The organism is Pseudomonas sp. B707 (assembly GCF_022496685.1).
GTDB lineage: Bacteria > Pseudomonadota > Gammaproteobacteria > Pseudomonadales > Pseudomonadaceae > Aquipseudomonas > Aquipseudomonas paraglycinae.
Genome location: NZ_WTVE01000019.1, coordinates 223,743 through 248,774 on the forward strand (window position 1 = coordinate 223,743; position 25,032 = coordinate 248,774).

The window sequence follows — 25,032 nt, forward strand, 5'->3', positions numbered from 1 at the left end:
TCCTCAGACCTTCAAGCCAAGCTCCGCCGAGAGCCGGGCCGTGACCCCTTTGATCAGGGGAATCAGCTCGGCCATTTTTTCCAGCGGCATGTACGGCACGGTGCTGGCGATGCTGATGGCCGCGACGATGCGCTTGCTCGCGTCGCGGATCGGCGCCGCCACGCAGCGGATCGACGGCTCGTTGTCTTCCAGATCGAACGCATAGCCACCGGCCACGTACTCGGTCATCCGTTGCTCCAGCTGCTCCCACGACTGCTGGGGATGCTGCGGCCAGAACTGACTTTTCCCACCCGCCGGCAGACTGATGTCGTACAGTCGCTGCCAGTCCTGCGGTGCGTCATCCAGCATCAGCGCCTTGCCGATCCCGGTCCGCGCCAGCGGCATGCGATGGCCGACCCGCGAGCGCATTTCCGGGCCGTTGCGCCCCGGATTCTTCAGCAAATAAAGCACCTCGTCGCCTTCACGAATGCCCAGGTGAACGGTGTCGCCGGTCAGCGCCGACAACTCGTCCAGATAAGGCCCGGCCAGGGTCACCAGCGGCAATTCTTCGCGCGCCTGGAAACCCAGTTCGATCAGCTTCGGCCCCAGCAGATAACCGACTTGCGGCACGACCCGCAGGTAGCGCTCGTCCACCAGACAACTGGCCAGACGATGGGTGGTGCTGCGCGTGGTGCCGATCAGGCGGGCAATCTCTTTGAGATCGCGGGCGCCACTGGCGACGGCCTGCACCACACCCAACCCGCGAAGCAGGGTCTGGGTGCCGGTTGGCGCGGCGTCCTTGGCGGTTTTTGGGGCGTCTTCCTGCATATCCAGCCTTTAGCGTTGAGCGAGGGAACGGGCGGCATTATGGTCGCCCGACATAGCCGACTACAACTCGATGCGCTCGACCTTGCCCACCAGCAGCACGTAGGACAAAGCACCGATCAATGCCAGAACCGCGATGTAGGTGATCGCCGGCGCGAACGAATCGCCACTGGCCAGGAAGCCGATGACAATCGGCGTGGCAATCGCCGACAGGTTGCCGATGAAGTTGAACACCCCGCCGGTCAAGCCCAGCAACCGCGCCGGCGCCAGTGTCGAGACCAGCGACCAGGTGATCGATGCCAAGCCGTTACCGAAAAACGCCAGGGCCAGGAAGGCAATCACCAACGGCGTCGATTCGACGAAGTTGGCGCCGATGATCGAGGTGGAAATCAGCAGCCCGCCAATGATCGGCAGCTTGCGCGCAAACCCGACGGTGCAACCACGGCGAATCAGGAAGTCAGAAAAGAACCCGGAGCACAGCACGCCGATGAACGCGGCGAGAAACGGCAGCGACGCCAGCAGGCCGGACTTGATGAAGTCCATACCGCGATATTTCACCAGATAGGTCGGGAACCACGTCAGGAAAAACCACAGCGTCGAGTTCAGGCAGAACTGGCCGAGGTAAATGCCCCACAACTTGCGTTTGCTCAGGACGATGCCGAGATCGGTCCAGCTGAATTTCGCCTTCACCTTGGCGGTTTCGGCGGCGATATCCACCAGCCCGCCGCCCTCGCGGATCAGGTCGATTTCCGCTTCGTTGGCGCCTTTGAAATCACGCGGTTCGCGATACACCGCGTACCAGATCGCCGCCCACACGATGCCCACCGCGCCGGTCACGACAAACACCATATGCCAGCCAAATTCATGTTGCAGCCACGCCAGCACCGGGGTCAGAAACGCCAGCCCGACAAACTGCCCGGAGGTATAGAAGCCGATGGCCGTGGCCCGTTCACGCTCGGGGAACCAGGTCGTCACCACACGGCTGTTGATCGGATACGCCGGTGCTTCCAGCGCACCGACCGCCATGCGCAGCACGAACAGTGCGATGAAACTGGCCGCGAAACCGAGCATCACCGTGGCCAGCGACCACAGCAACAGTGCGACGCTATAAAGGATGCGCGGCGGCACCCGATCCACCAGCCAGCCGCCGGGGATCTGCATGGCGGCGTAGGTCCAGCCGAACGCCGAGAAGATCAGCCCGACGTGCACCGGGTCGATGCCCAGATCCGTCGTCAGCGCCGGGGCGGCAATCGACAGGTTGCTGCGGTCGAGGTAGTTGATGACCACGGTGATGAACAGCAACACCATGATGAAAAATCGCTTGCGGCTGGGCGTGACTAACGTCGCTTGCCCGGTGAGGGTTTGCGGTTGCATGGGGAGCGCCTCTTCTTATGTTTATTGAGGTCGGATTTAGCAGGCGAGATCGTTCCCACGCTCTGCGTGGGAACGATCTCGTAGTTCTCGTAGTTCTCGTCGAGCTCACGGCAGAGAATCAGCGACTCACCACTCGGCAAAACTGCCATCGGCATGCCGCCAGATCGGGTTGCGCCAGCGATGGCCGACCGCCGCGCGTTCGATCACGTATTCCTCGTTGATCTCGATCCCCAGGCCCGGGCCGTTGGGGATTTTCACGAAGCCCTTGTCGTAGTCGAACACCCGCGGATCCTTCACATAATCGAGCAGGTCATTGCTCTCGTTGTAATGGATGCCCAGGCTCTGCTCCTGGATAAACGCGTTGTAACAAGCGGCGTCCAGTTGCAGACACGCCGCCAGCGCGATCGGCCCCAGCGGGCAATGCAGCGCCAGCGCCACGTCGTAGGCTTCAGCCATGTTGGCGATCTTGCGGGTCTCGGTGATGCCGCCGGCGTGGGAGGCATCCGGCTGGATGATGTCGACGTAACCTTCGCTCAACACCCGTTTAAAGTCCCACCGCGAAAACAGCCGCTCACCGAGCGCAATCGGGGTGCTGGTCAGCGGTGCCAATTCTTTCAGCGCTTCGTAGTTTTCGCTGAGCACCGGCTCTTCGATGAACATCAGTTTGTACGGGTCAAGTTCCTTCATCAGCACCTTGGCCATGGGTTTGTGCACCCGGCCATGGAAGTCGACACCGATACCGACATTCGGCCCCACCGCATCACGCACGGCGGCAACGTTGGCCAGTGCCAGATCGACTTTTTCGAAGGTATCGAGGAATTGCAGCTCTTCGGTGCCGTTCATTTTCACCGCAGTGAAACCACGACCCACCGCCTCTTTAGCGGCCCGCGCGGTGTCCGCCGGACGGTCGCCGCCGATCCACGAATACACGCGGATCTTGTCCCGCACCTGACCGCCGAGCAGGTCGCTGACCGATACGCCCAGCGCCTTGCCCTTGATGTCCCACAGCGCCTGATCGATGCCGGCCAGTGCGCTCATGTGAATTGCGCCGCCCCGGTAGAAGCCGCCGCGATACAGCACGGTCCAGATGTCTTCAATGTTGCGTGGGTCTTTGCCGATCAGGTAGTCGGACAATTCCTCGACCGCTGCAGCAACCGTGTGGGCCCGGCCCTCGACCACGGGCTCGCCCCAACCGGTCACGCCCTCGTCGGTTTCGACTTTCAGGAAGCACCAGCGCGGCGGGACGATAAAGGTGGTGAGTTTGGTGATTTTCATCTGTTTGTCTCTCTTGTTAGATGCAGCGCACGCAGCGCCGAAAAGTCTTAGCGAAGGGCTTTCCAGGCCGCCACGTAGGCCTTGGCATTGGCCGCCACTTGCTCAGTCGTCATGCCCGGTTTGAACAGCCCGGAACCGAGGCCGAAGCCTTTGACGCCGGCGTCGATGAAGGCCTGCATGTTGTCCGGCGTGATGCCGCCGACCGGCGCCAGAATCGTCCCGACCGGCAACACCGCCAGCCAGGCTTTCACCACTGCCGGCCCCATCTGTTCGGCCGGGAACAGCTTGAGAATGTCCGCGCCTTCCTCCAGCGCCGCGAAGGCTTCGGTCGGTGTGGCAACGCCCGGCGACAGGTACAGCCCCGCCGCTTTCGCTGCCCGCAACACCTTGGCATCGCTGTGGGGCATGACGATGACTTGGCCGCCAGCCTCCTTCACCCGTTCGACCTGTTCCGGGGTCAGCACCGTGCCGGCACCGATCAGGCAATCGGCGGGCAGGGTCTTACGCAGGATGCGAATGCTTTCGTACGGCGCAGGGGAATTGAGCGGTACTTCGATGACGCGAAATCCGGCCGCATACAGGACTTCTCCGACAGCGGCGGCTTCCTGCGGATGCAGGCCGCGCAGGATCGCGATCAGACCGTTTTGCGCCAGTGCTTGCTTGAGCATGTCAGGCCTCCAGTCAGGGTTAACGGGATGAGGAATCGATCAGTCCGGCGGCGAGCGCCAGTTGCCACAGACCACGCTCGGTGGCTTGCTCGGCCAGGGTCACCCGGGCAAAACCGCAGGCGTCGAGGGCCCGGCTGTAGCGGGTGCACAACTGCGCGTTGCCGATGAGGATGATCGAAGGAAGATGTGTGCTGTTGCGTCGGCGCCGTTGCACGGCGGCCAGCGCCGTCAGTTCATGGCCGATCAGCAGGCCGGACAGATAGTCCGGTTGAGCGGTGGCGCTGAGTTCACCGGTCAGGCCCAGGCTGCGGGCGCTGAACAGGGTCGACAGCACGCCGATGTCGCCCTCTGCCGACAACGCCACCTGCACGCCGCGATCGAAGGCCTCGGCGTCGAACGTCGCGCTGTGCTGTTGGGTACGGCCGAGAATGCTATGTTCGCTGAGCACGGCGAACACTTCGCCGGTCATGAAGGTGTCGAAGCGGGTGATGCAGCCGTCGGCCACTTCCACCCATTTCGAATGACTGCCCGGCAGGCCGATCAGCAGATCGTTGCCCGCCTCGACCGGCAGATTCTGCAGGACGCCGAGGACCTGGGTTTCTTCGCCGCGCATCACGTTCGGCAGCGTCGAGCGCTGAATCACACCCGGCACGATGTGCACATCGACACCGCGAAGACTGCGAACGGTTTGCAGGGATTTTCCGAGATCGGCGACGTTGGCCGGCGTATCGCGGTAGGACGCTTCGCGCCAGCCCTGAGCGCTGCCGACCATGCCACAAGCGATCACCGGCAAGCCGGGTTGCGCGTCGAGCCAGTCGCCGCACGCCTCGTCGAACGCCAGTTCAAAACCCTCGGCGCATTCACGACCGTTGATGACCCGCGGCGTCTTCGGCAACTGCATGATCCCGAACGACAGCGACCGCTGCGCCAGCACCTGTCCGCCCGCCGCGAGTTTGTAAGCACGTAGTGAGGTCGTCCCCCAATCGAGCGCGATCAATTGCGCCAGCATCGCTTCACCTGTTTTGTTATTGGCAGTGAGTGAGCTGGACTATAGACCTCCCAGATGGAAAATCTCAATATGTAATTTTGCATCCCATATTTTGGGATTCGAATTCCTAAAAAATCGGACAGCTAGCTGAGCAGCAATCGCAGCCCGTTTAAAACTTATCGATCTCTCTTAACAGATCTGCCGTTGGAACCTTCATGTCCTCCGACAAATATATTTTATAGGAGTAGGAATTAATTCTGACCTTACAGACAATAGACTCTCGGCCCACTAATAAAGACCTCAACGCCTCACCTTCAATGATTTTTTCACTGGTATCGTTTTTTCTTTCGAAAAATAAAACATCCGCCCTGAAAACCGGCCCGGCACTTGAAATTTCAGGCTCGATAAAACCCTCTCCATATCTACCCGCAGAGTGAGTTGCCGAAAAATCAAAATCGCCCTCAAAAGAACACATCAGCGTCTGGCTTATTTTTGATTTGAAAAGATTGACAACATCAACATCGGACGAGAAACGCACCTGATAAATGGCCCTATCCAAATAACGTTCAACACCAACGTATTGTAAATGAGCAATGGGCTTGCCATGATTTATCGCACAGGAAGTGCAAAGCAAGAAAGCCATGCATAAAATTATATTACGCACATTTCCGTCCTTTAAAATGAGTAACAACAACCTGCATCAAAGCGTCTCTGGCCGAGATGCCACTTTGCAGGACTGATGTGTAGATAACCCAGGCATCGGCGTGATTCACATTCACTCGCCCGTTCATATTGGGCCCACTTTTCATATCCCATTGCTCTCCAAAATCGGCTACGAGATCGGAAAAATTCCAGTCTTTGGCATCGGCTCTGACGTTAACCCAATATTCCGCCTTCGGCTTCGGTTCCTGACGGTAGATGCTAGAAACCCCCCACACGATTTTTCCTTCGCCAACCGGATCGAGTGTAACCAGACACGGAATTCGATACCCCTTATCAGTCAATACAGCTGACAGGTGCGCACCATTCCAACCGCCCAAGCTATGCCCAATTATATATACAGGCGTGGTCACATCAGCAATCTTCTCCAGCACATTCTTTTTTAGATCATCATCACTAATAAAATAGTTATAACCAATATGGTGGGCATCATAATTATCAGAACAAATACCCTCAGCCTCCATATCCCTAACGAACACCTTCATGACGTCAGCAACGTTATTATTGGGGCCTGTGCCGTAATAACTTTCTTTATCACCCGCACCACCCACAAAAAACAGAACAATCTTTTTGGGAGTGATCGTGGCCTGCTTGACTGTTCCGTCCGTTTTGCAGGTCAGGTCGTGGGTCACGACCAGTCTTTTACACCCTTTCAGAGCAGGATTTTCAGCTGTCATACGTTTCCTACTCCACGAACAGCTTGATCGACTCAGGCAAATGCGAACTCACCGTATGGGTGAAGCCCGCGTCATTGGTTACGCCGTGCTCCACGCTCCCATCAGCGCGTTGAATCGCGTAAGGGTGATTTGGCATGGGCTCACCAGTAATTTCGTTAATCACCTGCATCCGATCATTGAAATGCACCGGCATCGGCAACAACCCACTAAACGCCGCCCCTCCCCCGCTCTGTCCAATAATCACCGTCCCCGACCCACCGACTACGACATTGCCATGCCCGCCGGTGCTGTCGAGCATCGCGGCATTCAGGCCGTTGATGAAGACCGTGGCGGAAACACCGCCGGTGATCGGGCTGCCGCACGCCGATTTATCGGTCATTCGCGCAGCGGGGAGTCCGTCGAAGAACACGTCCGGCGAACCGGAGACGATCGGGTTGTTGCCGTGGCCCGGCAGTGGGCAGGCGGTTGGGTCGGTGACGCGTGCAGCGGGTTTGCCACTCAATTCAAAGCTCCTTGCTTCAGAGGTTCCGGGTGAGGCTGATAGAGATCGACGTCGGTCGCGGCGAAACGCCAGCGGTTGTCGACGGAATCAAACAGCGCGTGACAATGCTCGCGGCTGTTCGGAGGTGTAAGGGTTTGCAGTTGTTGCCAGGCTTCATCGGCAAACCAGTTCAACTCGGCGGATGTAGCGTCGTCGAGTTGGTTGAGCCAGGTGTTGTAGCCGGTCAGTCGATGCTGGTCGTAGGTGGTTTGCAGCAGCTCGGCCATCTGCGGGCCGAGTTCCAGATAACGCTCGGCTGTCCAGCGGCCGGTTTGCGAGTAGACGTACCAGCCCATCGGCGACAGCACGCTTTGGTGGAAAATCGATTGTCCCGCAGGCGCGACAAAACCGCAGCACACGTGCAGGGTCAGCCAGCCTTGATGTGCATCGATGAATCCGTTCGGATCGAACGTGCGCAGCGGTATCACGCGGTAGTCGTCGAAGCCCGCACTGCGTGACATCAGCTCGGCATCGAGGCGCGAGACAAACGCACGGATGGCCTTGCCCCCCAGGCGGTTGAGGGTGCAGAGGATGTCCACCGGTTGGCGGTTCGGGTTGTCGCTTGAGCCGAGGTTTTTGACCAGGCCGTACAGACGGATCGACGCCCGTAGTCCGCTCATCGCCGGTCACTCGTTGACGCAGCGAAGGCTCCACGGGCGTGGAGAAAGAGTGCCAGAGGCATTGCAGGTGTCGTCCGTGAGCGCGCAAAAATGGCGCGTAGAATGCCGGACCAGAGCGGTTTGGACAATCGAATCAGCAATCAGATTGCCACTATTTGTTCAGCCCTCGGCAAATTCGCGCAATACCTTGCCATCCATGCGATAACGCACCCACTCTTCCTGCGGCTGGGCGCCGAGGGATTTGTAGAATTCGATGGCCGGGGTGTTCCAGTCCAGCACGCTCCATTCGAACCGGCCACAGTCGTTGGCGCAGGCGATTTTCGCGAGGTGGCGCAGCAGGGTTTTGCCGGCGCCGCCGCCCCGTTGTTCCGGAGTGATGTACAGGTCTTCGAGGTACAGGCAGTTGCTGCCCAGCCAGGTCGAATAGCTGAAGAAGAACACCGCAAAACCGATCGGTACTCCGTCGCGCAGGCAGATCAGACCGTGGGCCGTGGCGCCTTCGCTGAACAGGCTGCGCTCGATGTCGGCGACGCTGGCGATGACTTCGTGACGGGCCTTTTCGAAGTCTGCCAATTCGGTGATGAACGCGAGGATTTGCGGTGCATCGCTGGGGGTCGCCGGGCGGATTTCGATCGTCATGGACGGGCCTTGTCGGAAAAAGGAAAACGCCATACTAAGGCGGCGCGCGGCGCTCGTCACATGGCAATCCACGGATTAGGCTAGCGCGGCCGATGACTCGCAAGGACTCCCATGAACAATCTCGTTTTTTCACCTCTCACGGAGCTCGCCGCCGAACTGCTGCCCCACGCGCTGGAACCGTCGGAAGACGGCGCTCATGACCTGTCGCATCTGCAACGGGTCTGGCACAACGCGCGCACCTTGCAGGCCGACGAAGGCGGCGACCTTGAAGTCCTTCTGGCAGCGGTGTTGCTGCACGATTGCGTCGCGGTGGAAAAGAACTCGCCGCTGCGCTCACAGGCATCGCGTCTGGCTGCGGAAAAAGCTTCGAAGGTGCTGGCGAACATGCATTGGCCCGACGCCAAAATCGACGCTGTCACCCACGCCATCGAAGCCCACAGCTTTTCCGCCAACATCACACCGCTCACCCTCGAGGCGCGACTGATGCAGGACGCCGACCGTCTCGACTCCCTCGGCATGCTCGGCGTCGCCCGCACCTTTTACACGGCCGGACGCATGGGCAGCGCGTTGTATGACCCGCACGATCCCGAGGCCCGGGATAGGGACTACGACGACAAGCGATTCTGCCTCGATCATTTCCAGACCAAACTGCTGCACCTCGCAGACGGATTCCAGACCGTTGCCGGCCAACGTCTGGCACAGCTACGCCATCGACGCTTGAAAGATTTTATGGAGCAATTCAAGGAAGAGATCGGCCTCGAAAGCACTCAGCCCTTCTGAACCGTTCGTCGATCATCAGGCACCAATCTTTCACGACGGCAGACCAAAAGGAGGTAAGGATTTCAATCACTGGAGACACTCTATGATCTCGTCAAGGTTGACTGCGCTCGTATTCGCTACCCTCCTCAGCCCGGCGGTATTCGCCGCCTCGACTACCGCTGCCGGTACCGGGCCGACCGATCCGGTTACCCAGCCAAGAGCCCCCGCCATCAACAGCGCCCCCGGTATGAATACCGACGGCTCGGGTGTTCCGCTGATCAATCAGCCACCCGCGACGGGAACCGATCCTCGCACCCAGGGCAGCGATCCCGGTCGTCAGGGCGGGATGAACACCCCCGACGCTCCGGCCGCCCCCGACAACGCAGGTCCCGGCGTCGGCTCGAAAACCACCACGGGTGGTTCGGGCTCTGAAGGCGCAGGTCAGTGATCCGTGCTGCATCCACGCAACGTGTCTTATCCACTTCCCTGAAGAGGTAACCATGAACGTCGATAAAAACCTGGAAAAAGAAGTCCTCACCCGCCTGTTGCATGCTCACCCGAGCGGCCTCGGCAAAGAGGTGCTGGACAATTATCGCGGCGAGAAAGTCGTGGCCAGTGCCCTCGCTGCCCTGCAGGAGCGTGGACTGATTCACCACGGACACATCACTTGCAACGAAGCGGGAGAACATTCGCTGAATCTGCCGATCAAGCTCAGCGCTGCAGGTGTGGAAGCGGCCCGTAAACTCGATACCTGACGCATGCGGTCACTGGCGCATGCAGTGTTCGAATGCATTGCCTGCGCCGGTTCATACCGAGATTCATCCAGCCACCAGGAGACTCGCCATGCCTCGTGGAAGCAAAGCCAAATACACTGAAGAACAGAAGCGCAAAGCCGAACACATTGAAGACAGCTATCAGAACAAAGGGATGTCCAAGGACGAAGCTGAAGCCCGCGCCTGGGCGACTGTGAACAAACAGTCCGGCGGCGGCGAGAAGGCCGGAGGTTCCGGGCGCCGGAAACCTGCCAGCGCCAAAGCTTCAGATCGCAAGGAGTCGGCGCGGCGCGCGACAGTAAGCCGTGAGGGACATTCGCGCGACAGCAAGGCTTCACGCGAAGTGCAGACGGTCGACAGCCTGCGCAAGGAGGCCCGGGAGCGGAAAATCCCCGGGCGTTCGTCGATGCGAAAGGATGAGTTGATTGCGGCGTTGCGCAGAGCCGGCTAGGTCCAGACTGGATGTAACGGCTGAAGGCCTTATCGCTGGCAAGCCAGCGATTGCGATCGTTCAGTCAGTGCATTTTTTGCTGATCAGCACATCAACCTCGGCAGTGCCAGGAGCGGTCGCCGGGCCCCAGCGAGTGACCGCTAACGCAGCCGCAGCGTTGGCGCGCCTTGCGGCTTCGTGAGCTGCAAGCCCTTGCGCCAGCCCGGCAACAAATACCCCGGCGTGCGCATCGCCCGCACCATTGCTGTCCACCGCCTGCACCTTGAAACCTGGCACATGCTGACGTTCACCGCGCTGATGAATCCAGCAACCCTGCGGGCCGTCGCGCACTACCATCAGCACATTTCGTGGCAGGTGCACGGTCAATCGGTCCAGCGCGGTTTCGATGTCCGTCGCGTCAGTAAAGCGCAACGCCTCGACGCTGTTGCTGGTCCACACATCGATGCGCGGCAGCAGCGCCTGCATCATCGGTGAGTCCGGCGATTCCACTAGCGGGCCAGGATCGAACACCACGTTGATCGTCTTCGGCAGCGCCAACGTCCAGTCCAGCAACGCCTGGGCCTTGCCGCTGTGTAGCAGGCTGTAGCCGCTGACGTAGACGTAGTCCCCCGTCTCGGCGGCGACGCTGTTCAGCTCCGCCGTCGTGACCTCGCCTTCGGCGCCGATGTAGGAAATGAAACTGCGCTCGGCCGACGCATCGGTCAGCGCCACGCAGATCCCGGTGTCACGTTCTGCAGGTTGTTCGATGCCGATGCGGATGCCTTCGGCGTTCATCGCCTGCCGTGCCAGATCACCGAAACGCCCATTGCCATGACGGCCGAGATAGACCACCGGCAAGCCGTTGCGCGCAGCGGCAGCCATCACATTGAAGCCGCCGCCGGCTTCGAAACTGGCGGACTGCGCCAGCACGTCACCGCCGATTTGCGGCAGCGCCTCCACGGCCATGACCAGGTCGATGATGACCTGGCCGGTGTGCAACATCTTAGGCATGAGCATTCTCGGATTGCGCAGCGCGGCGATCTCTCGCCCCGCCGAGTACGAAGTAAATGCCGCCGGCGACCACGAACGTCACGATCCAGCCAAGGCCGTTGTGGCCCAGCCAGGAGTCGGACAGGAAGCCCTTGAACCAGACGTTCTCGGCGGTGGTGCCGATGGTGGTGAAACTGAAGCCCAGCACGATCGCGATCGCCCACGCGCCGAACGCGCGCCACTCGATGCCGCCGCTGTACCAGTAGGCGCTGCTCGGGCTGACGTCGAGCAGGTCTTTGGGGCTGTAGTAGTGACGGTGAATCAGGTCGACCACGAAGATCCCGACCCACGCGGTGATCGGCACCGCCAACAGCGAAATGAAGGTAATGAACGGGCCGTAGAAGCTGTCGGCGATCAGCATGAAGTAGATCGAACCGGCGAAGATCGCAACGATGTCGACCACCACCGCGTACACGCGTTTGACCTTCAGGCCGAGGGTCAGCGTGGTCAGACCGGCGGAGTACACCGACAGGTTGTTCGACAGCAGCAGGCCTCCGAATGCGGTGATCAGGTACGGCACGGCCATCCACGTTGGCAGCATGTCGCGGATCGCCACGATCGGGTCAGTGGCCGAAGCGAGGTCGTTGTTGCCCACGGACAGCAGACCGCCGAGGGTGATCAGCAGCACAAGCGGAATCCCCGCGCCGAACGCCGCCGAAGCCACCAGGCGCACGGCCTTGACGCTGCGATGCTGATAGCGCGACATGTCGGCGCCGGCATTCGCCCAGCCGATCCCGGTGCCGGCCGCCATGGTGCCGATACCGATGATCATCGCGCTCATCGGCGCCGGCGTGGCGTTGAACACCGCGCTCCAGTCGATGGTCGCGCAGAGGAAGCCGCCGACCAGAATGTTCAGCGCACCGAACACGTAGGTCGCCCACTTCTGGATCACCAGCAAGGTGGCGTGGCCGAGGCCGGATACAGACAAGGTCAGCAGCACGAAAATCGCGATAAAGATCAGGGTCAGCACCGGCGCGCTTTTGGCTTCCACCGGCGAGCCGAACAGGATCGAGCACAACGACAGCAGCACGAACGCGGCGGTGGTGGTGTTGACGGTTTCCCAACCCAGACGCGACATCAGCGACACCAGCGTCGGGCCGATATTGCCGCGCACACCGAAGATCGCCCGCGAAAGGGTCAGGCTCGGCGCACGACCGCGACGACCGGCAATCGAGATGATCCCCACCACCGCGAACGAACCGGCAGCGCCTAGAATCGCGACGATGATCGCCTGCCAGATCGCCAGGCCGCGAAACGCAACCAGCGTGGCGCCCAGCGGCAGGCCGAGGATGGAAATGTTGGCCGCGAACCAGACCCAGAACAGTTGCAGCGGATGGCCGTTGCACTCGCCTTCCGGCACCGGTTCGATGCCCCGGGTTTCCAGTTGCCCGGCGCTTTGCCCGGCGGTCGATGAACTCATGAAAAATGCTCCTGTTTGCCTTTATTGTGGTTGTGGCAATGACGCAGAACGACCAGACATTCCGCCCTTCCTGGGCCTGTCTGCGCGATCCATTGCGGGTGAATATTCAAGAATTGTGGTGCGGCCATCGCTGGCAAGCCAGCTCCCACAGGTTCGAAGTGAACCTTGAGGTTTGCACGGTCCCTGTGGGAGCTGGCTTGCCAGCGATGGCGTCAGTTCAATCAGCGCAAGGCCAAAAGCCCCTGCACCAACGGTTCAAGCTCCAGACCATTGACGGCCTTCACCGTCTCGATCATCGGCGCCGGCCAGCTCTGCAGGCCCAGGCAGGCCCCGAGCATGGCGCCGAGAATCGCGGCGATGGTGTCGGTGTCGCCACCCAGGCTCGCGGCCATGCACAGCGCATCGAACGGCGTCATTTCACCGACCGCGACTTGCTGAGCGAGGGCGAACGACACCACCACCGATTCCTGCGACGCAACCGAGGTTCCGATCACGTCGTACAGCAGATCCGCGAGCAACACCGGGTCGCTCTCGACACTGATGCTGCGCGCCCAACTGATCCGCGACGCAATGCGCCCGCCGGCCACCCAGTGCCCATGAGACTCCGCTTGCTGGGCGATCTGCTGGCCGAGGTTCAGCGCCTCGCCCAGATCCAGGCCGTTGATGCCGGCCGAGACCACCGCAGCCACCGCCGCCGCGCTGGAAATCCCCAGGGTGGTGTTGTGAGTGACCTGACAGGCCTGCACCACCGCCGCGATAAAGCGCTCGGGATCGGCGACATCCGCCGCGATTCCCACCGGGGTGATGCGCATCGCTGCGCCGTTGGTAGTGCCATAACGGCCAGCCTCTTCCGGCGAATGGCCGGCAAGGATCATTTCGATCGCACGTTTGGTCGACGGGCCGAGCAAGTCCTGCGAGCCTTTGGCCTGCATCTCGGCTTCCCATTCGATCAGCCGTTGCGCGAGCACCGCCGGTTCGATCCGGCCCTTGCCTTCGACCAGCAACTCGCCGACCAGAATCGCCTGTTCGGTGTCATCGGTGATCGAGCCCTTGGGCATGTTCGCGGCAATCGGCTGCAAGGGCCCGGCGTCCTGTAGATCGGTGATCTGGCCGAAGCGCTGCTTGATGGTTTCGCGGTTCAGGGATTGGGTCGGCATGCCCAGCGCGTCACCCAGGGCAAGGCCATAAAACGCGCCCAAGGCACGGTCGAGGGCGGTCATTTCGATTCTCCAAATTGCAGGTGCAGACGGAAATGCACCGGGTCGAGCAGGCTTTCGACCTGCTCCATGAAGCGGTTTTGCCGGTCGTAGGTGGTGCGCAATGCCTTGAGGAACACCGTGCCTTCGGGGCGGCCGAGCAGTTCGGCGTCCTCGGCGTTGAGCGGTTCGGCGCCGATCCATTGATCGCCGCGCTCGCCGATGTAACCGTAGGCGGCCAGGGTGATGGTCAGGGAGTTGTCGATCAGGCCGACCCGCGGCAGGCTTTCCAGGCCTCCGCTGGCGGGCATCAGAGAGCGTTCAAGGGACACCGCCGTGCCATCGTTGGAACGGCGGCGACGTTCGAGAAGAATGAATTGATCGGAGCCGAAACGCGCAAGCAGATCCGCACGAGTCACGGCCTCCAGACGCAGCACGTCGGTATTGATCATCGCCCCGCTGTCGGCCAGGGCCTGGGCCCAGCCGCTGCGCTGGTCGAGCACCACACCGTCAAACGTGACGATGGAGCCGACCCCGCTTTGCGTGGCGATGTAATTGCGCCGCTTCAGTTCGGCCAGCGCTTCGCGCAACGTGCCACGGCTGACGTTGAATTCCTGAGCCAACTGGTGCTCGCCGGGCAACAGAAAGCCGTCCTCCATGAGGCCGCTTTCGATGCGTCGGACGAGCTCGTCGACCACCCGTTGTTTCTTGTCAAATCGTACCTGTCTAATCATGTACAAAGTGATAACCGAAACGGGTTGAGACGGGCAAGGGAAATTTTGGGTGGGGTGACGGAAGGCGGGAAGATCAAGAGCGCCCTCATCGGAACGCCGCCCGCCTAGCCCTCTCCCGGAGGAAGAGGGAACTGAATGGGGGATATTCGGGAGGTACGTCGACCTGAAAAGGCTTTGCCGAATCCATAATCGATTGGATTCTTCAGGTCAATGTAGAGCGCAAGACACCCCGGTCGGCGCCCTCTCCCTCCGGGAGAGGGCTGGGGTGAGGGAGCTTTTGATTTCAGCGCTGTTTCAGACGGTCGATAACCACAGCCAACAGCAGAATCGACCCACGAATCACATACTGATAAAACGTGTCGATATTCTTCAGGTTCATCGCATTCTCGATAATCGCCAGAATCAGCACCCCGGCAATCACATGCCGGATCATCCCGATCCCGCCACTCAGCGACACCCCGCCGAGCACGCAAGCCGAAATCACCGTCAACTCAAACCCCTGCCCGATCATCGGCTGACCCGAAGTCATCCGCGAAGCCAGAATCACCCCCGCCAGCGCACCAATCACCCCATGCACCGCGAAGATGATGATCTTCGTGCGATCAACATTCACCCCTGCCAGCAGCGCCGCTTCCTGGTTGCCACCAATGGCCATGGTGTTGCGCCCGTAGGTCGTGTAATTCAGCAGCCAGCCGAAAAACAGGAAGCAGACGATGGTGATCAGGATCGGCACCGGCACGCCGAACAACTGGCCGTTGCCGAACACGAAGAACGATTCCTGGGACACGCCCACCGCTTTGCCGTTGGCAAAAATGTAAGCCAGGCCACGGACGATCTGCATGGTCGCCAGCGTCGTGATCAGCGCATTGACCCGCAACTTGGCGATCACGATGCCGTTGATCAAGCCGACGATCAGACCCATCACCAGCGCCGCGCTGACGCCGAGAAATACGCTGTTGGTGTCGCGCATCACCACCGCCGCCACCACACCGGCGCAGGCAATCACCGAACCCACCGACAAGTCGAAATGTCCCGATGCCAGGCAATACAACATGGTGCACGCGGCGATCCCGGTGGTGGAAATCGCCAGGCCCAGGCCACGCATGTTCAGTGGCGAGAGGAAGTTGTCGATCAGCAAGGTGCAGGCGACAAAAATACCCACCGCCGCCAGCAGCATCACCCAGTCGTCGAGGAAGCGCCGCATATCCAGAGGTTTGCGCTCGGTCGGCAGGGTTTCGTTTTGGGTTGTCATCATAGTCACCTCTCAGTTCGCCACGCCGTCAGCGCGGTGGCGCGGCAAAGCCAGTTGCAGCAGGTTGGATTCGTTGGCCTGGTCGCGGCTGACTTCGCCACGCAGGGCGCCCTCGCACAGCACCAGAATGCGGTCGGAAATGCCCATCACTTCCATCAGATCGCTGGACACCACGATCACCGAAATGCCGTCCGCGGCCAGGTTATGGATGATCTGGTAGATCTCGGCCTTGGCGCCGATGTCGATGCCCCGGGTCGGTTCGTCGAGCAGCAGGACTTTCATCGGCATCGACAGCCAGCGGCCGAGAATCGCCTTCTGCTGATTGCCGCCGGACAGGAACTTGATCTGTTGCCCGGCATGGGGCGTTTTCACTTTCAGGGCCTTGATCTGTTTCTCGGCATTGCCCTTTTCCCAGATCCCGCGCAGCAGGCAACCGAGCGCGGAATTCGCGCCGCGCGCACTGATGTTGATGTTCTCGGCAACGCTGGCGAGCGGGATGATGCCTTCCTTCTTGCGATCCTCCGGGCACAGCAGAATCCCGGCGGCGATCGCATCGCGCGGCGAACGCAGTTTCAGTTCATGGCCGCGCAATTCCAGACGTCCAGCGGTGTTGCGCTCAAGACCGCTGAGCAGCCGGAACAACTCGGTGCGTCCTGCCCCGACCAGTCCGAACAGCCCCAGAATCTCGCCCTTGTGCGCATCGAAACTGATCGGCTCGCGCAGGCCCGGGCCGAGCAATCCATCGACTCTCAGCGCCACGGCACCGCGCGGTCGACCGCGATAATCGTAGATGTCCTGAATGTCGCGCCCGACCATGCAGGTCACCAGTTGATCATGGGTCAACTGGCTCATGTCGTCGAAGGTGCGCACGTAGCGGCCGTCCTTGAACACCGTCACCGCGTCGCAGATGCGGAACACTTCTTCCATGCGATGGGAGACGTAAAGCACGACTTTGCCTTCGTCGCGCAGCCGGCCGATGATCGCCATCAACCGGTCGATTTCCCGCGCCGAAAGGCTGCTGGTCGGTTCGTCAAAAGCAATCACATGCGCGCCTCGGGACAACGCCTTGGCGATTTCCACCAGTTGCCGCTGGCCGAGGGACAGGCGTCCGACCTTGGTCTGCGGGTCGATTTCATCGGCCAGTCCTTTGAGGCAAGCCAAGGCTTGCTGGCGCAGCGCGCCGCGATTGATCAGGCCGAAACTGGCCGGCAGGTGACCGAGAAACAGGTTCTCGGCCACGGTCATTTCCGGCACCAGATGCAACTCCTGGTGAATCACCGCCACGCCGCTGCCGATGCTGTCGGCGGTGGACTTGAACGCCATCGTCCGCTCGCCGATCTGCAGCTCGCCGCTGCTCGGAACGTAGGCACCGCCGAGGATCTTCAGCAGGGTCGATTTGCCGGCGCCGTTCTCGCCCATCAAGGCGTGAACCTGCCCGGGGTGAGCGACGAAACTGATGCCGTCCAGCGCCTTCACGCCCGGGAAGGTCTTGCCGATCCCGTTGAAACGCAGGCTGCCGCTGGCGCTGTGTTCTTGTGTCTGTACTTGCGCGTGCATTTAAGCCACCTCATCACACCGTTCAAGCGGCCCGGCTGCCCGGGCCGCCGCTGCCGTCAGTTCCACAGGCCGATCTTCTCCAGCTCCTGCTTGAAGTTGTCGCGGGTGATCAGGGTGACGTCGTCCATCGCGGTGTACTTCGGTGGTTCTTTGCCGGTGGTGACCCACTCGTGCATCATCTCGGCGGTCTTGTAGCCTTCGATGTGCGGGCTCGGCAGCATTGAACCGTAGAAGCCGCTGTTGGGCTTTTTCAGTTCGCCGATGGCGTCGGTGCCGTTGATGCCGATGCCGATCACATTGGCCGCGGCAAACCCGGCGGCTTCAGTGGCGCGCACGCCGCCGAGCACGGTGTTGTCGTTCATGCCGCCGATGATCAGGTTCTTCGCCGCACTCGGCAGCTTGACCAGCGCCGAGTTGGTGGCATCCATGCTGCCCGGTACGTCGAGGGTTTTCAGGGCGGCGGTCAGAATGTGATCTTTCGGCATGCCCGCGTCTTCGAGGGCCTTCATCGAGCCGTCGGTGCGCTTCTTGCCGGTGTCGAGTTCGTTGTAGGTGTTGACCACCGCGTAGGTGTCTTTCCAGTCCCAGTTACGCTTTTTCGCCTCGGCGGCCATGGCGGCGCCCTGCTTCTGGCCGACTTCGAAGGCGGCCATGCCGAGGTACGGCACGTCCTCCATGAACTTGCCATTGGCGTCGACGAAACGGTCGTCGACGGCGATCACTTTCAGGTCATTGAGTTTGGCCTTGGCCATGATCGCCGGGCCGAGGGACACATCCGGCGGGCAGATGACGAAGCCCTTGGCGCCGTTGGCCGCGAGGCTGTCGATGGCCGAGAGGGTTTTCTCGCCGTCCGGCACGGCGATCTTGATCAGCTCGAAGCCTTTGTCCTTGGCAGCTTTCTCGGCGAAGGCCCATTCAGTCTGGAACCACGGCTCTTCGGCCTGTTTGACCAGGAAGCCGATCTTCACCGGATCGGCGGCCAGCAGCGAACTGCTCAGGCTGAACGCAGTGACCGCCAGCGCGGTACTGCACAGGGTACGAATCCCGAAACGACGTTTCATAAGCAGACTCCTTGTTATTTTTCTTGAGCGTTATTTGAAAAACGTTAAAGCGGTCGAAGCGTTTCCTGCTAATCATGACGACAATAGTCATATCGTATGATGATTGGATTTCAGGCGGACCTTTCCACCTGGAAACCGCTTTTGTCAGTCGTGGTACATCACCGAGCGACCACCATCGATGGTGATGCACGAGGCATTGATGAACGGCGCTTCATCGCTGGCCAGAAACACGGCGGTCATCGCCACTTCAATCGGCTGACCGATGCGTTTGGGTGGATGCAGATCGAAAGCGCGCTGACGTTCGGCGTGTGGGTCGGCGAAGCCGTTCCAGTAATCGACGTTGAGCTGGGTTTCGATGTAGCCCGGGGCGATGGCGTTGACGCGAATGCCTTTCGGCGCGTACTCGATGCCTAGCGCGCGGGTCAGCCCGAGCAAGCCGTGCTTCGCCACCGGGTACGGGAAGCAGCCGGGAATAATGTTGGTGGAATGGGTCGAGGCAATGTTGATGATGCTGCCGATGCCCTGCTCGATCATCTGCGGCAATACGGCTTTGCAGCCATACCAGGCGCCGTCGAGGTCGATGGCGAAGCAGCGTTTCCAGTCTTCTTCGGTCATTTCCAGCGGATCGCGGAACACGTTGACCCCGGCGCAGTTGACCAGCACGTCGATGCGGCCGTGCAGCTCGATGGCCAGTTTGGCCATGGCGTGCAGGTCCTGCTGGCGCGAGACGTCGGCCTTGATCGCCTGCACATCGGCGCCCTGCTCGCGCCAATGCGCAGCGACTTTCTCGACCTTTTCAGCCTGGATATCGCTGATCACCAGTTTGGCCTGCTGCGAGGCGAAGGTCGCGACGATTGCTTCGCCGATGCCTTGAGCGGCACCGGTCAGCAGCACGACCTTGTTTTTCAGGCGCTCACCTTTCGGTGGCTCGGGCACCGGTGGCAGGGACAGAGGTTCAGCCATGGATCAGGACTCCTGTTCGAAAGCATAAAAAAACCGGGCATCTGACGATGACCGGTCTGGAAGGCTTCTGAAACAAAACAGGCGAGCGCAGGCCGCGGCACCGAAACGGTCCGAAGCGCTGACTCCGCTTTGGAGTGCGATGGAAATTCGCTGCATCACTTCACCTGTTTTGTTCTTTTTAAGTGTGAGTGCGTGTTACTGCTGGAGCCGACTATAAACCCGACCGCCGAATAATCTCAATATATAATTTTGCATCCCATATTTTGGGATCTAACCAGAAAAACGCGTACAGAGTTTTCCGGCCACATCCACCTTCAGCGACAGCACGGCGCCATCCAGCGGATGGTTCAGCGGACTTTTGGCGCTGGTGATGTACAGGGTTTTCAGGTCTACACCGCCGAATACGCAACTGGTCGGACGGCTGATCGGCAGGTCGATCTTGCGGTCGATCTGGCCATCCGGTGTCAGGCGCAGCAGGCAGCTGCCGTCCCAGCGGGCGTTCCACACGTAGCCTTCGGCGTCCATCGCCGAACCGTCCGGGCCGCCGTGCTGATCGGCGCTGTACCAAGGCTGGGCGGTGTCGAGGTTGCCGTCGGTGTGAATGAAATAGCGATACAAGGTGCTGTCGAGGCTGTCACCGAACAACAAAGTCGTGCCGTCGTCGCTCCAGAGCAGCGTATTGGGAATGCCCAGGCCGCGCAGCAATGGCGTGACCCTTTTATCCGGATCAACGCGGAACAGCCCGCCGGACCGACGCGTGATCGGCAGATCCTCGCCCTGCTCGCCGATGTTGTTTTGCATGGTGCCGAGCCACAAGCGGCCCTGGCCATCGCAACGTGCCTCGTTGGCGCGGTTGCCCGGTTGCGGATCGGCTATGCAGAACAGCGTCAGTCGCGGCTCAAGTCCGGGGGAATCGAGATCGAGCCGGTAGACGCCGCTGCTCAGGGTCACCAGCGCGTCGCCGCTGGCGCAGGGAATGAACGCCGAGACGTGCTCCGGCATCTGCCAGATCTGCACGTTCTGCCCGATCAGCCGCAGCGCCTGCTTGCCAGCAATGTCCACCCAGTACAGCGCCTGGGTAGGCGCATCCCAGAACGGGCCTTCGCCCAGTTGCGCCCGATGCTCTGTCACCGCAGTCCACGTCATGCAACCTCCTGTCTTGTTGTTTTTGTCAGCTGGCTTTTTTGTCAGCCATCACCTGCGGGTAGAACCGCTTGATGGCCAGGTCGGCATTGTCGATCAGGGTCATGCAGGCCCACACCCCGCGCGCGGCATCCCGGGCGGCGATGGCGTCGGCCATGTCTTTGTGGATGGGCAGAGTGCGGCGCAATTCATCGGGATCGGCCGCAGAAACTTCGAAGGACACGGCGAGCAATGCGCCGAGGGCCGGCACCATTTGCTCGATGAATTGATTGTGGCTGGCGGCGAGAATGCATTCGTGGAAGAACTGGTCAGCACGGTTGTAATCGATACCGCTGTCCACTGCCCGTTCCAGCGCGTTGTAAGCCTGCTGCACCGCTTGCACCTGTTCCACGGTCGCCCGCTCGCAGGCCCAGCGCACCGCCATCGGTTCGATGGTGCGGCGCAGGTCGAGCAGGTCATCGACGAAGTTTTCCGGCAGGCCGCTGCGCGACAGCCAGCCCACGACTTGCGGATCGAAAAGGTTCCAGCGTTTGATCGGCAACACCCGCGTGCCGACTTTCGGCCCGACTTCGAGCATGCCTTTGGCGACGAGGGTCTTGATGGCTTCGCGGATCACCGTGCGGCTGACACCGAGCTGCTCGCCCAGATCGGCCTCGACCTTGATCGCCTGCCCCGGCTTGACCTGGCCGGCGGCAATCCAGGCACCCAGCCAGTCAACCGTTGATGCGTGGAAACTGCTCGACATGGACACTCCGAAGCCGTTCGCTGTGGATGCCCAAGCTAATCATCATATGATTAAACGTCAATCGGGATTTTTAGGCTGGCGGACACAAGGCCTCAGGGGTACAACTCATCCCCCCGAAGCGACCGACCTCAGGGGGCCGGAGGTGAGATCAATGGCACTGCCTGGTCAGCAAAACTTTCGGTATAAACGACGTCCTTGGTTGCCCCCGCCACTTCCGCGAAGCGACAGGCAAAGAACTGGCTTCCATGATTGGAAACACCCCCAGCGCTGGTCAAGAAGTTGAACCGCAGATCCCTGACGTGCGAATCCCTTTTTTGCGGCGGGACAATCATATTGATGACCAACCGCACGTAAGCGAGCGCTTCGCCATGTTCGAAAACGCGGTCAATTTCCAATCCATGAGTATTTTCATCGCGGGGGGGATTCTGGGTACTGAGCCAACCAGTGACAGGGGAGGAGTTGAATGCCACGACTTTTGAAACTTTGATCAGGTGCTCGCTGGATCTGGGCATTGCATAGGCCAACTGCTGCGCCAGACCGCCTCCAAGGGAATGCCCCAAAGCAACGACCTTCACATCAGGCGGCAGTCGATGCTGGCGAATGCGGGTCTGTATTTCATCCTCGAAGACCCGAGCCACAATATCTCGCGTTATATCGTATTGGTCTTCGCCACGCAGTTTTGTCGGGATGAACCAGCGAGCATTGGATTCCCAGTCCTGACGCTGATCACCCTCGGTACCACGAAAAACGATAGCGACCTCGGAAACGTCACTGCTTCCCTTGCCCGTTCGATGCTCCCATACACTGAAAAACAACTTCGCTTTCTCAGCCTTTTTGGCCAGATTGGGTCCAGGGAACTGAGTCCATGCGTACCAGCCGGGCGTGGGGATCGTCACATCACTGTGAGGTTTACACGATCGCTCGAACTGCTTGGATAAGGGCTCGGTCACTTGTTTGATATTGGCCTGCACCAGTTGTTGCTTGTAATCAGGCCATTTCAAGTGATAGGCATTCGCCGCGAGGGCTGTATAAACCCAATAATTCTTCGCGACTGTTTCAACGTCATGATGAATCGTGTAACTGCTCTGATCATGCTCTCGAATCAGTACGGTGTCCGGTTTCTGTACCCATGAGCTGCATCCCGTCTGCAAAACGATCAACGTCAGCGCACCGACTTGATGTCTGTTCATTTCCATGCCCCTTCTGGCGAGTGGCATCTTGCCACACTACAGCTATAGCAGCTGCCGGAAAGGATTCAAGCGGGCTCGATCTGCGCAGTGGCGCCAGGCGGACAACATCTCAAGGTTCAAGACCTATCGGGAAAAACTCACCGCCACTCCAAATACCCAACCATCGCTGATCGTCGATCTCACGGCTGACAGCCAGCTCCACTAACTGATAGAACACGTTGCGGTGGATCAGCGCTTCGAGGTTGGTGCGCACATGCACGTAAGGGGCAGGTTCTTGCGTCGCTGGATCGATCTCGACCCGGATCGGATGCTCCGGGCCGGCTTCCGTTGTTTCATCGACGTTGGTGGTAAAGCGCAGCAGTTGCGCCTCACCCTCGCCTTCCACCTCGACGGCAATCGCCACGAATGGCGCGTAATCGACCTTGATCCCGACCTTCTCCACCGGAGTAATCAAGAAATAATCATCGCCGTCGCGGCGGATGATGGTGGAGAACAGCTTGACCATCGGCTTGCGCCCGATCGGCGTGCCCAGGTAATACCAGGTGCCGTCACGGGCGATGCGCATGTCGATGTCGCCGCAGAAATCCGGGTTCCACAAGTGCACCGGCGGCAAGCCTTTGGTTTTGGGGATTTGCCCCAGCAGATCATTGGCTTTTTGCGGGCCACTCATGGCGTACTCCTTGATTACTGGTCCCCGACGCCAAGCAGACTGCGCGCGTACTGCGCAAGCGGTGGGCCGATCAGGTCTTCGGGCTTGTTGTCGTGGAACGTCAGTAAACCGCCACGACTCTTGATCCGTGCAGTATCAATCAAATACTGGGTGCTGGTCTCGATCAACATGATCTGAATCACGCCGCCGTCGATACCGAGGCGATCCACGGCTTCCTGATCGAGCCACTCATCGGAGTTGCCGATGCGGTCGTCGGCCTTGGCGAAACGGGTGTACAGCAGGTAGTGGGCACCGGCGTCGCGGGCTTCGCCCATCGCCTGATCGAGGCCTTCCGGCGCACGGGCGCGGCGGACCATCGGGAAGTACTCGACGAAGCCTTTGAAGGCCTCTTCAGCCACTACGTTGGGCCGCGGGTAAGAACCACCCGGCGGCGCGAACGAGCCTTGCGCAATGTAGATGAACGAATCCGGCTGAATGCGGAAGTTGTTTACGCGACGGCTGTCGCTGTGGTCCAGCAGCCCCGCGTCGCTCATCTGGTAGCGAGTCCCTTCGGCCATGTCACTGACAGTCATACAGCCGCCCAGCGCCAAAACGGCCAGCAGCAAAACCAGGCTACGCATCCTAATCCTCCAGAAGCCGGTGACGGAAAACCGGCGAATGGCCGTAGGATGCAGCTTTTGCGCCAGTCCTTGGAAATGTGCAGGTGTCCGCTTTGAAATAAGGCGTTGTGGTTAAACCGGGCTTAGCCGCCGATGATTTTCATGACGGTCGCGCCGCCGGAGAACGCGACTTCCTGTTTGTCGCCCAGCGCCTTGACCAGCAGCCGCTGCAACGCTGGCAGCGCCTCATGACGCGGCTTGTCGAGCAGGTCACCGACGTAGTGGCGGTTGCTCGACGACAGGCAGCCATGCAGCCATCCGGTGGACGACAGACGCAGTCGCGAGCAGGTTCGGCAGAACGGCACACTTTCGTTGGCAATCACGCCGAAGTTGCCCCGACCGGGAATCGCATAGCGAACCGCCGTCGCGTCCACTGGCGCGTCTGTTTGCGCGTACTCGTAATGTTCGCCGATCAGGCTCAGCAGCTGTTGCAGGCTGACGAACTGTTGCAGGAAGGCGTTGGAATCAGTGGCCAGGTGGCCCATGCGCATCAGCTCGATGAATCGCAGCTCGAAGCCGCGCTCGAGGCAGTAATCGAGCAGCGGCATCACCTGGTCGAGGTTCTGCCCGCGCAACGGCACCATGTTGACCTTGATCTTCATCCCCGCCGCGGCCGCCTGATCCATGCCATCCAGCACGGTGGCCAGATCGCCGCCACGGGCAATGCTGCGGAACGCGCCGGCGTCCAGGGTATCGAGGGAAACGTTGAGGCGTCGCAGGCCGGCATCGACCAGCAGCGGGAGCTTTTTCGCAAGGAGCTGACCGTTGGTGGTCAGGCTGATGTCTTCCAGACCCATCTTGCCGACGGCGCTCATGAAAGATTCGAGTTTGGGGCTGACCAGCGGCTCGCCGCCGGTAATGCGCAGGCGCTCGATACCCGCGGCTTCGATCAGATAAGCCACGCCGCGTGCCATGGCCTCGGCCGACAATTCATCCTGCGCAGCCACCAGCCGCTTGCCGTTGGGCACGCAGTAGGTACAGGCGTAATTGCAGGCTGAAGTCAGACTGATCCGCAAATTGCGAAAACGCCTGCCTTGACGGTCAACGATCATGAAGCACTCCGGCGATGGAAAATCGAGCGGCTAAAACTTGACTCACAATTCAAGTTTTAGCAAGCCCTATGC

28 protein-coding genes are annotated in these 25,032 nt (G+C 60.4%); 4 read left to right on the forward strand and 24 right to left on the reverse strand.

Features of this window, described 5'->3' with window-relative positions; translation table 11 throughout:
• Positions 1 to 3: 3 nt before the first annotated feature.
• The 10 genes from GQX66_RS09885 to GQX66_RS09930 all read right to left on the reverse strand — a co-directional run bounded on the left by GQX66_RS09885 (position 4) and on the right by GQX66_RS09930 (position 8,306).
• Positions 4 to 807 (reverse strand): IclR family transcriptional regulator, encoded by an 804-nt coding sequence (locus GQX66_RS09885; RefSeq protein WP_007950852.1) that lies wholly within the window; start codon positions 805 to 807, stop codon positions 4 to 6.
• Positions 808 to 867: 60 nt separating this feature from the next.
• Positions 868 to 2,178: an MFS transporter gene (locus tag GQX66_RS09890; protein ID WP_007950850.1), complete on the reverse strand. Its 1,311-nt coding sequence runs from the start codon at positions 2,176 to 2,178 to the stop codon at positions 868 to 870.
• A 126-nt stretch (positions 2,179 to 2,304) separates the two neighbouring features.
• On the reverse strand, positions 2,305 to 3,453 hold the full coding sequence (gene dgoD, locus GQX66_RS09895; protein ID WP_007950849.1) for a galactonate dehydratase: 1,149 nt from the start codon (positions 3,451 to 3,453) through the stop codon (positions 2,305 to 2,307).
• 47 nt (positions 3,454 to 3,500) lie between these two features.
• Positions 3,501 to 4,121 carry a 2-dehydro-3-deoxy-6-phosphogalactonate aldolase gene (locus tag GQX66_RS09900; protein ID WP_085745040.1) on the reverse strand — a complete coding sequence of 207 codons (621 nt, stop codon included), beginning with the start codon at positions 4,119 to 4,121 and terminating at the stop codon, positions 3,501 to 3,503.
• 19 nt (positions 4,122 to 4,140) lie between these two features.
• A complete protein-coding gene (locus tag GQX66_RS09905) occupies positions 4,141 to 5,130 on the reverse strand; it encodes a 2-dehydro-3-deoxygalactonokinase (protein ID WP_240868561.1) in 990 nt (329 codons plus the stop codon).
• Between the two features lie 148 nt (positions 5,131 to 5,278).
• Positions 5,279 to 5,773: a hypothetical protein gene (locus tag GQX66_RS09910; protein WP_129972527.1), complete on the reverse strand. Its 495-nt coding sequence runs from the start codon at positions 5,771 to 5,773 to the stop codon at positions 5,279 to 5,281.
• Positions 5,766 to 6,506: an alpha/beta fold hydrolase gene (locus tag GQX66_RS09915; RefSeq protein ID WP_085745043.1), complete on the reverse strand. Its 741-nt coding sequence runs from the start codon at positions 6,504 to 6,506 to the stop codon at positions 5,766 to 5,768. Before GQX66_RS09915 ends, GQX66_RS09910 begins: the two co-directional genes overlap by 8 nt.
• Positions 6,507 to 6,513: 7 nt before the next feature.
• Entirely contained in the window at positions 6,514 to 7,008 is a 495-nt protein-coding gene (locus GQX66_RS09920) for a PAAR domain-containing protein (RefSeq protein WP_074688083.1), read from the reverse strand.
• Positions 7,005 to 7,667: a hypothetical protein gene (locus tag GQX66_RS09925; protein WP_085745044.1), complete on the reverse strand. Its 663-nt coding sequence runs from the start codon at positions 7,665 to 7,667 to the stop codon at positions 7,005 to 7,007. The genes GQX66_RS09920 and GQX66_RS09925 overlap by 4 nt, the downstream gene beginning before the upstream one ends.
• A gap of 159 nt (positions 7,668 to 7,826) precedes the next feature.
• Complete coding sequence (locus GQX66_RS09930) at positions 7,827 to 8,306, reverse strand: GNAT family N-acetyltransferase (protein ID WP_085607298.1); 480 nt, start codon at positions 8,304 to 8,306, stop codon at positions 7,827 to 7,829.
• A 111-nt stretch (positions 8,307 to 8,417) separates the two neighbouring features.
• Here GQX66_RS09930 and GQX66_RS09935 point away from each other — a divergent pair, with 111 nt between their 5' ends.
• The 4 genes from GQX66_RS09935 to GQX66_RS09950 all read left to right on the forward strand — a co-directional run bounded on the left by GQX66_RS09935 (position 8,418) and on the right by GQX66_RS09950 (position 10,289).
• Positions 8,418 to 9,086: an HD domain-containing protein gene (locus tag GQX66_RS09935; RefSeq protein WP_102686499.1), complete on the forward strand. Its 669-nt coding sequence runs from the start codon at positions 8,418 to 8,420 to the stop codon at positions 9,084 to 9,086.
• Between the two features lie 82 nt (positions 9,087 to 9,168).
• Complete coding sequence (locus GQX66_RS09940) at positions 9,169 to 9,513, forward strand: hypothetical protein (RefSeq protein ID WP_039770633.1); 345 nt, start codon at positions 9,169 to 9,171, stop codon at positions 9,511 to 9,513.
• Between the two features lie 52 nt (positions 9,514 to 9,565).
• Positions 9,566 to 9,820 (forward strand): hypothetical protein, encoded by a 255-nt coding sequence (locus GQX66_RS09945; RefSeq protein ID WP_011335416.1) that lies wholly within the window; start codon positions 9,566 to 9,568, stop codon positions 9,818 to 9,820.
• An 88-nt stretch (positions 9,821 to 9,908) separates the two neighbouring features.
• Positions 9,909 to 10,289: a Rho termination factor N-terminal domain-containing protein gene (locus tag GQX66_RS09950; protein WP_064383457.1), complete on the forward strand. Its 381-nt coding sequence runs from the start codon at positions 9,909 to 9,911 to the stop codon at positions 10,287 to 10,289.
• A 60-nt stretch (positions 10,290 to 10,349) separates the two neighbouring features.
• Here GQX66_RS09950 and GQX66_RS09955 read toward each other — a convergent pair whose 3' ends face one another.
• From GQX66_RS09955 to GQX66_RS10020, 14 genes are all read right to left on the reverse strand, one after another.
• Positions 10,350 to 11,279 carry a PfkB family carbohydrate kinase gene (locus GQX66_RS09955; protein WP_102686500.1) on the reverse strand — a complete coding sequence of 310 codons (930 nt, stop codon included), beginning with the start codon at positions 11,277 to 11,279 and terminating at the stop codon, positions 10,350 to 10,352.
• Positions 11,272 to 12,738, reverse strand: a complete 1,467-nt coding sequence (locus GQX66_RS09960) for a cytosine permease (RefSeq protein WP_085647459.1) — start codon at positions 12,736 to 12,738, stop codon at positions 11,272 to 11,274. Before GQX66_RS09960 ends, GQX66_RS09955 begins: the two co-directional genes overlap by 8 nt.
• 221 nt (positions 12,739 to 12,959) lie before the next feature.
• Positions 12,960 to 13,958 (reverse strand): ADP-ribosylglycohydrolase family protein, encoded by a 999-nt coding sequence (locus GQX66_RS09965; protein ID WP_129973711.1) that lies wholly within the window; start codon positions 13,956 to 13,958, stop codon positions 12,960 to 12,962.
• A complete protein-coding gene (locus tag GQX66_RS09970) occupies positions 13,955 to 14,668 on the reverse strand; it encodes a GntR family transcriptional regulator (protein WP_102686502.1) in 714 nt (237 codons plus the stop codon). The genes GQX66_RS09965 and GQX66_RS09970 overlap by 4 nt, the downstream gene beginning before the upstream one ends.
• A 283-nt stretch (positions 14,669 to 14,951) precedes the next feature.
• Entirely contained in the window at positions 14,952 to 15,920 is a 969-nt protein-coding gene (araH, locus tag GQX66_RS09975) for an L-arabinose ABC transporter permease AraH (protein ID WP_011335422.1), read from the reverse strand.
• A 12-nt stretch (positions 15,921 to 15,932) separates the two neighbouring features.
• Entirely contained in the window at positions 15,933 to 17,477 is a 1,545-nt protein-coding gene (gene araG / locus GQX66_RS09980) for an L-arabinose ABC transporter ATP-binding protein AraG (RefSeq protein WP_240868563.1), read from the reverse strand.
• 56 nt (positions 17,478 to 17,533) lie between these two features.
• Entirely contained in the window at positions 17,534 to 18,538 is a 1,005-nt protein-coding gene (locus GQX66_RS09985; RefSeq protein ID WP_085745050.1) for a substrate-binding domain-containing protein, read from the reverse strand.
• 144 nt (positions 18,539 to 18,682) lie between these two features.
• On the reverse strand, positions 18,683 to 19,501 hold the full coding sequence (locus GQX66_RS09990; protein ID WP_011335425.1) for an SDR family oxidoreductase: 819 nt from the start codon (positions 19,499 to 19,501) through the stop codon (positions 18,683 to 18,685).
• A 270-nt stretch (positions 19,502 to 19,771) separates the two neighbouring features.
• Positions 19,772 to 20,647: an SMP-30/gluconolactonase/LRE family protein gene (locus GQX66_RS09995; RefSeq protein ID WP_134021306.1), complete on the reverse strand. Its 876-nt coding sequence runs from the start codon at positions 20,645 to 20,647 to the stop codon at positions 19,772 to 19,774.
• Between the two features lie 25 nt (positions 20,648 to 20,672).
• Entirely contained in the window at positions 20,673 to 21,389 is a 717-nt protein-coding gene (locus GQX66_RS10000; RefSeq protein ID WP_007950814.1) for a FadR/GntR family transcriptional regulator, read from the reverse strand.
• 128 nt (positions 21,390 to 21,517) lie between these two features.
• The gene (locus tag GQX66_RS10005; RefSeq protein ID WP_158247723.1) at positions 21,518 to 22,579 is read right to left on the reverse strand and encodes a DUF6792 domain-containing protein; all 1,062 of its coding nucleotides are present in this window, start codon (positions 22,577 to 22,579) and stop codon (positions 21,518 to 21,520) included.
• A gap of 109 nt (positions 22,580 to 22,688) precedes the next feature.
• Positions 22,689 to 23,249: a DUF1285 domain-containing protein gene (locus GQX66_RS10010; RefSeq protein ID WP_240868566.1), complete on the reverse strand. Its 561-nt coding sequence runs from the start codon at positions 23,247 to 23,249 to the stop codon at positions 22,689 to 22,691.
• 14 nt (positions 23,250 to 23,263) lie between these two features.
• The gene (locus tag GQX66_RS10015) at positions 23,264 to 23,869 is read right to left on the reverse strand and encodes a DUF4823 domain-containing protein (protein ID WP_007950810.1); all 606 of its coding nucleotides are present in this window, start codon (positions 23,867 to 23,869) and stop codon (positions 23,264 to 23,266) included.
• A gap of 122 nt (positions 23,870 to 23,991) precedes the next feature.
• Entirely contained in the window at positions 23,992 to 24,960 is a 969-nt protein-coding gene (locus tag GQX66_RS10020; RefSeq protein WP_102686506.1) for a radical SAM protein, read from the reverse strand.
• Between the last annotated feature and the right edge of the window lie 72 nt (positions 24,961 to 25,032).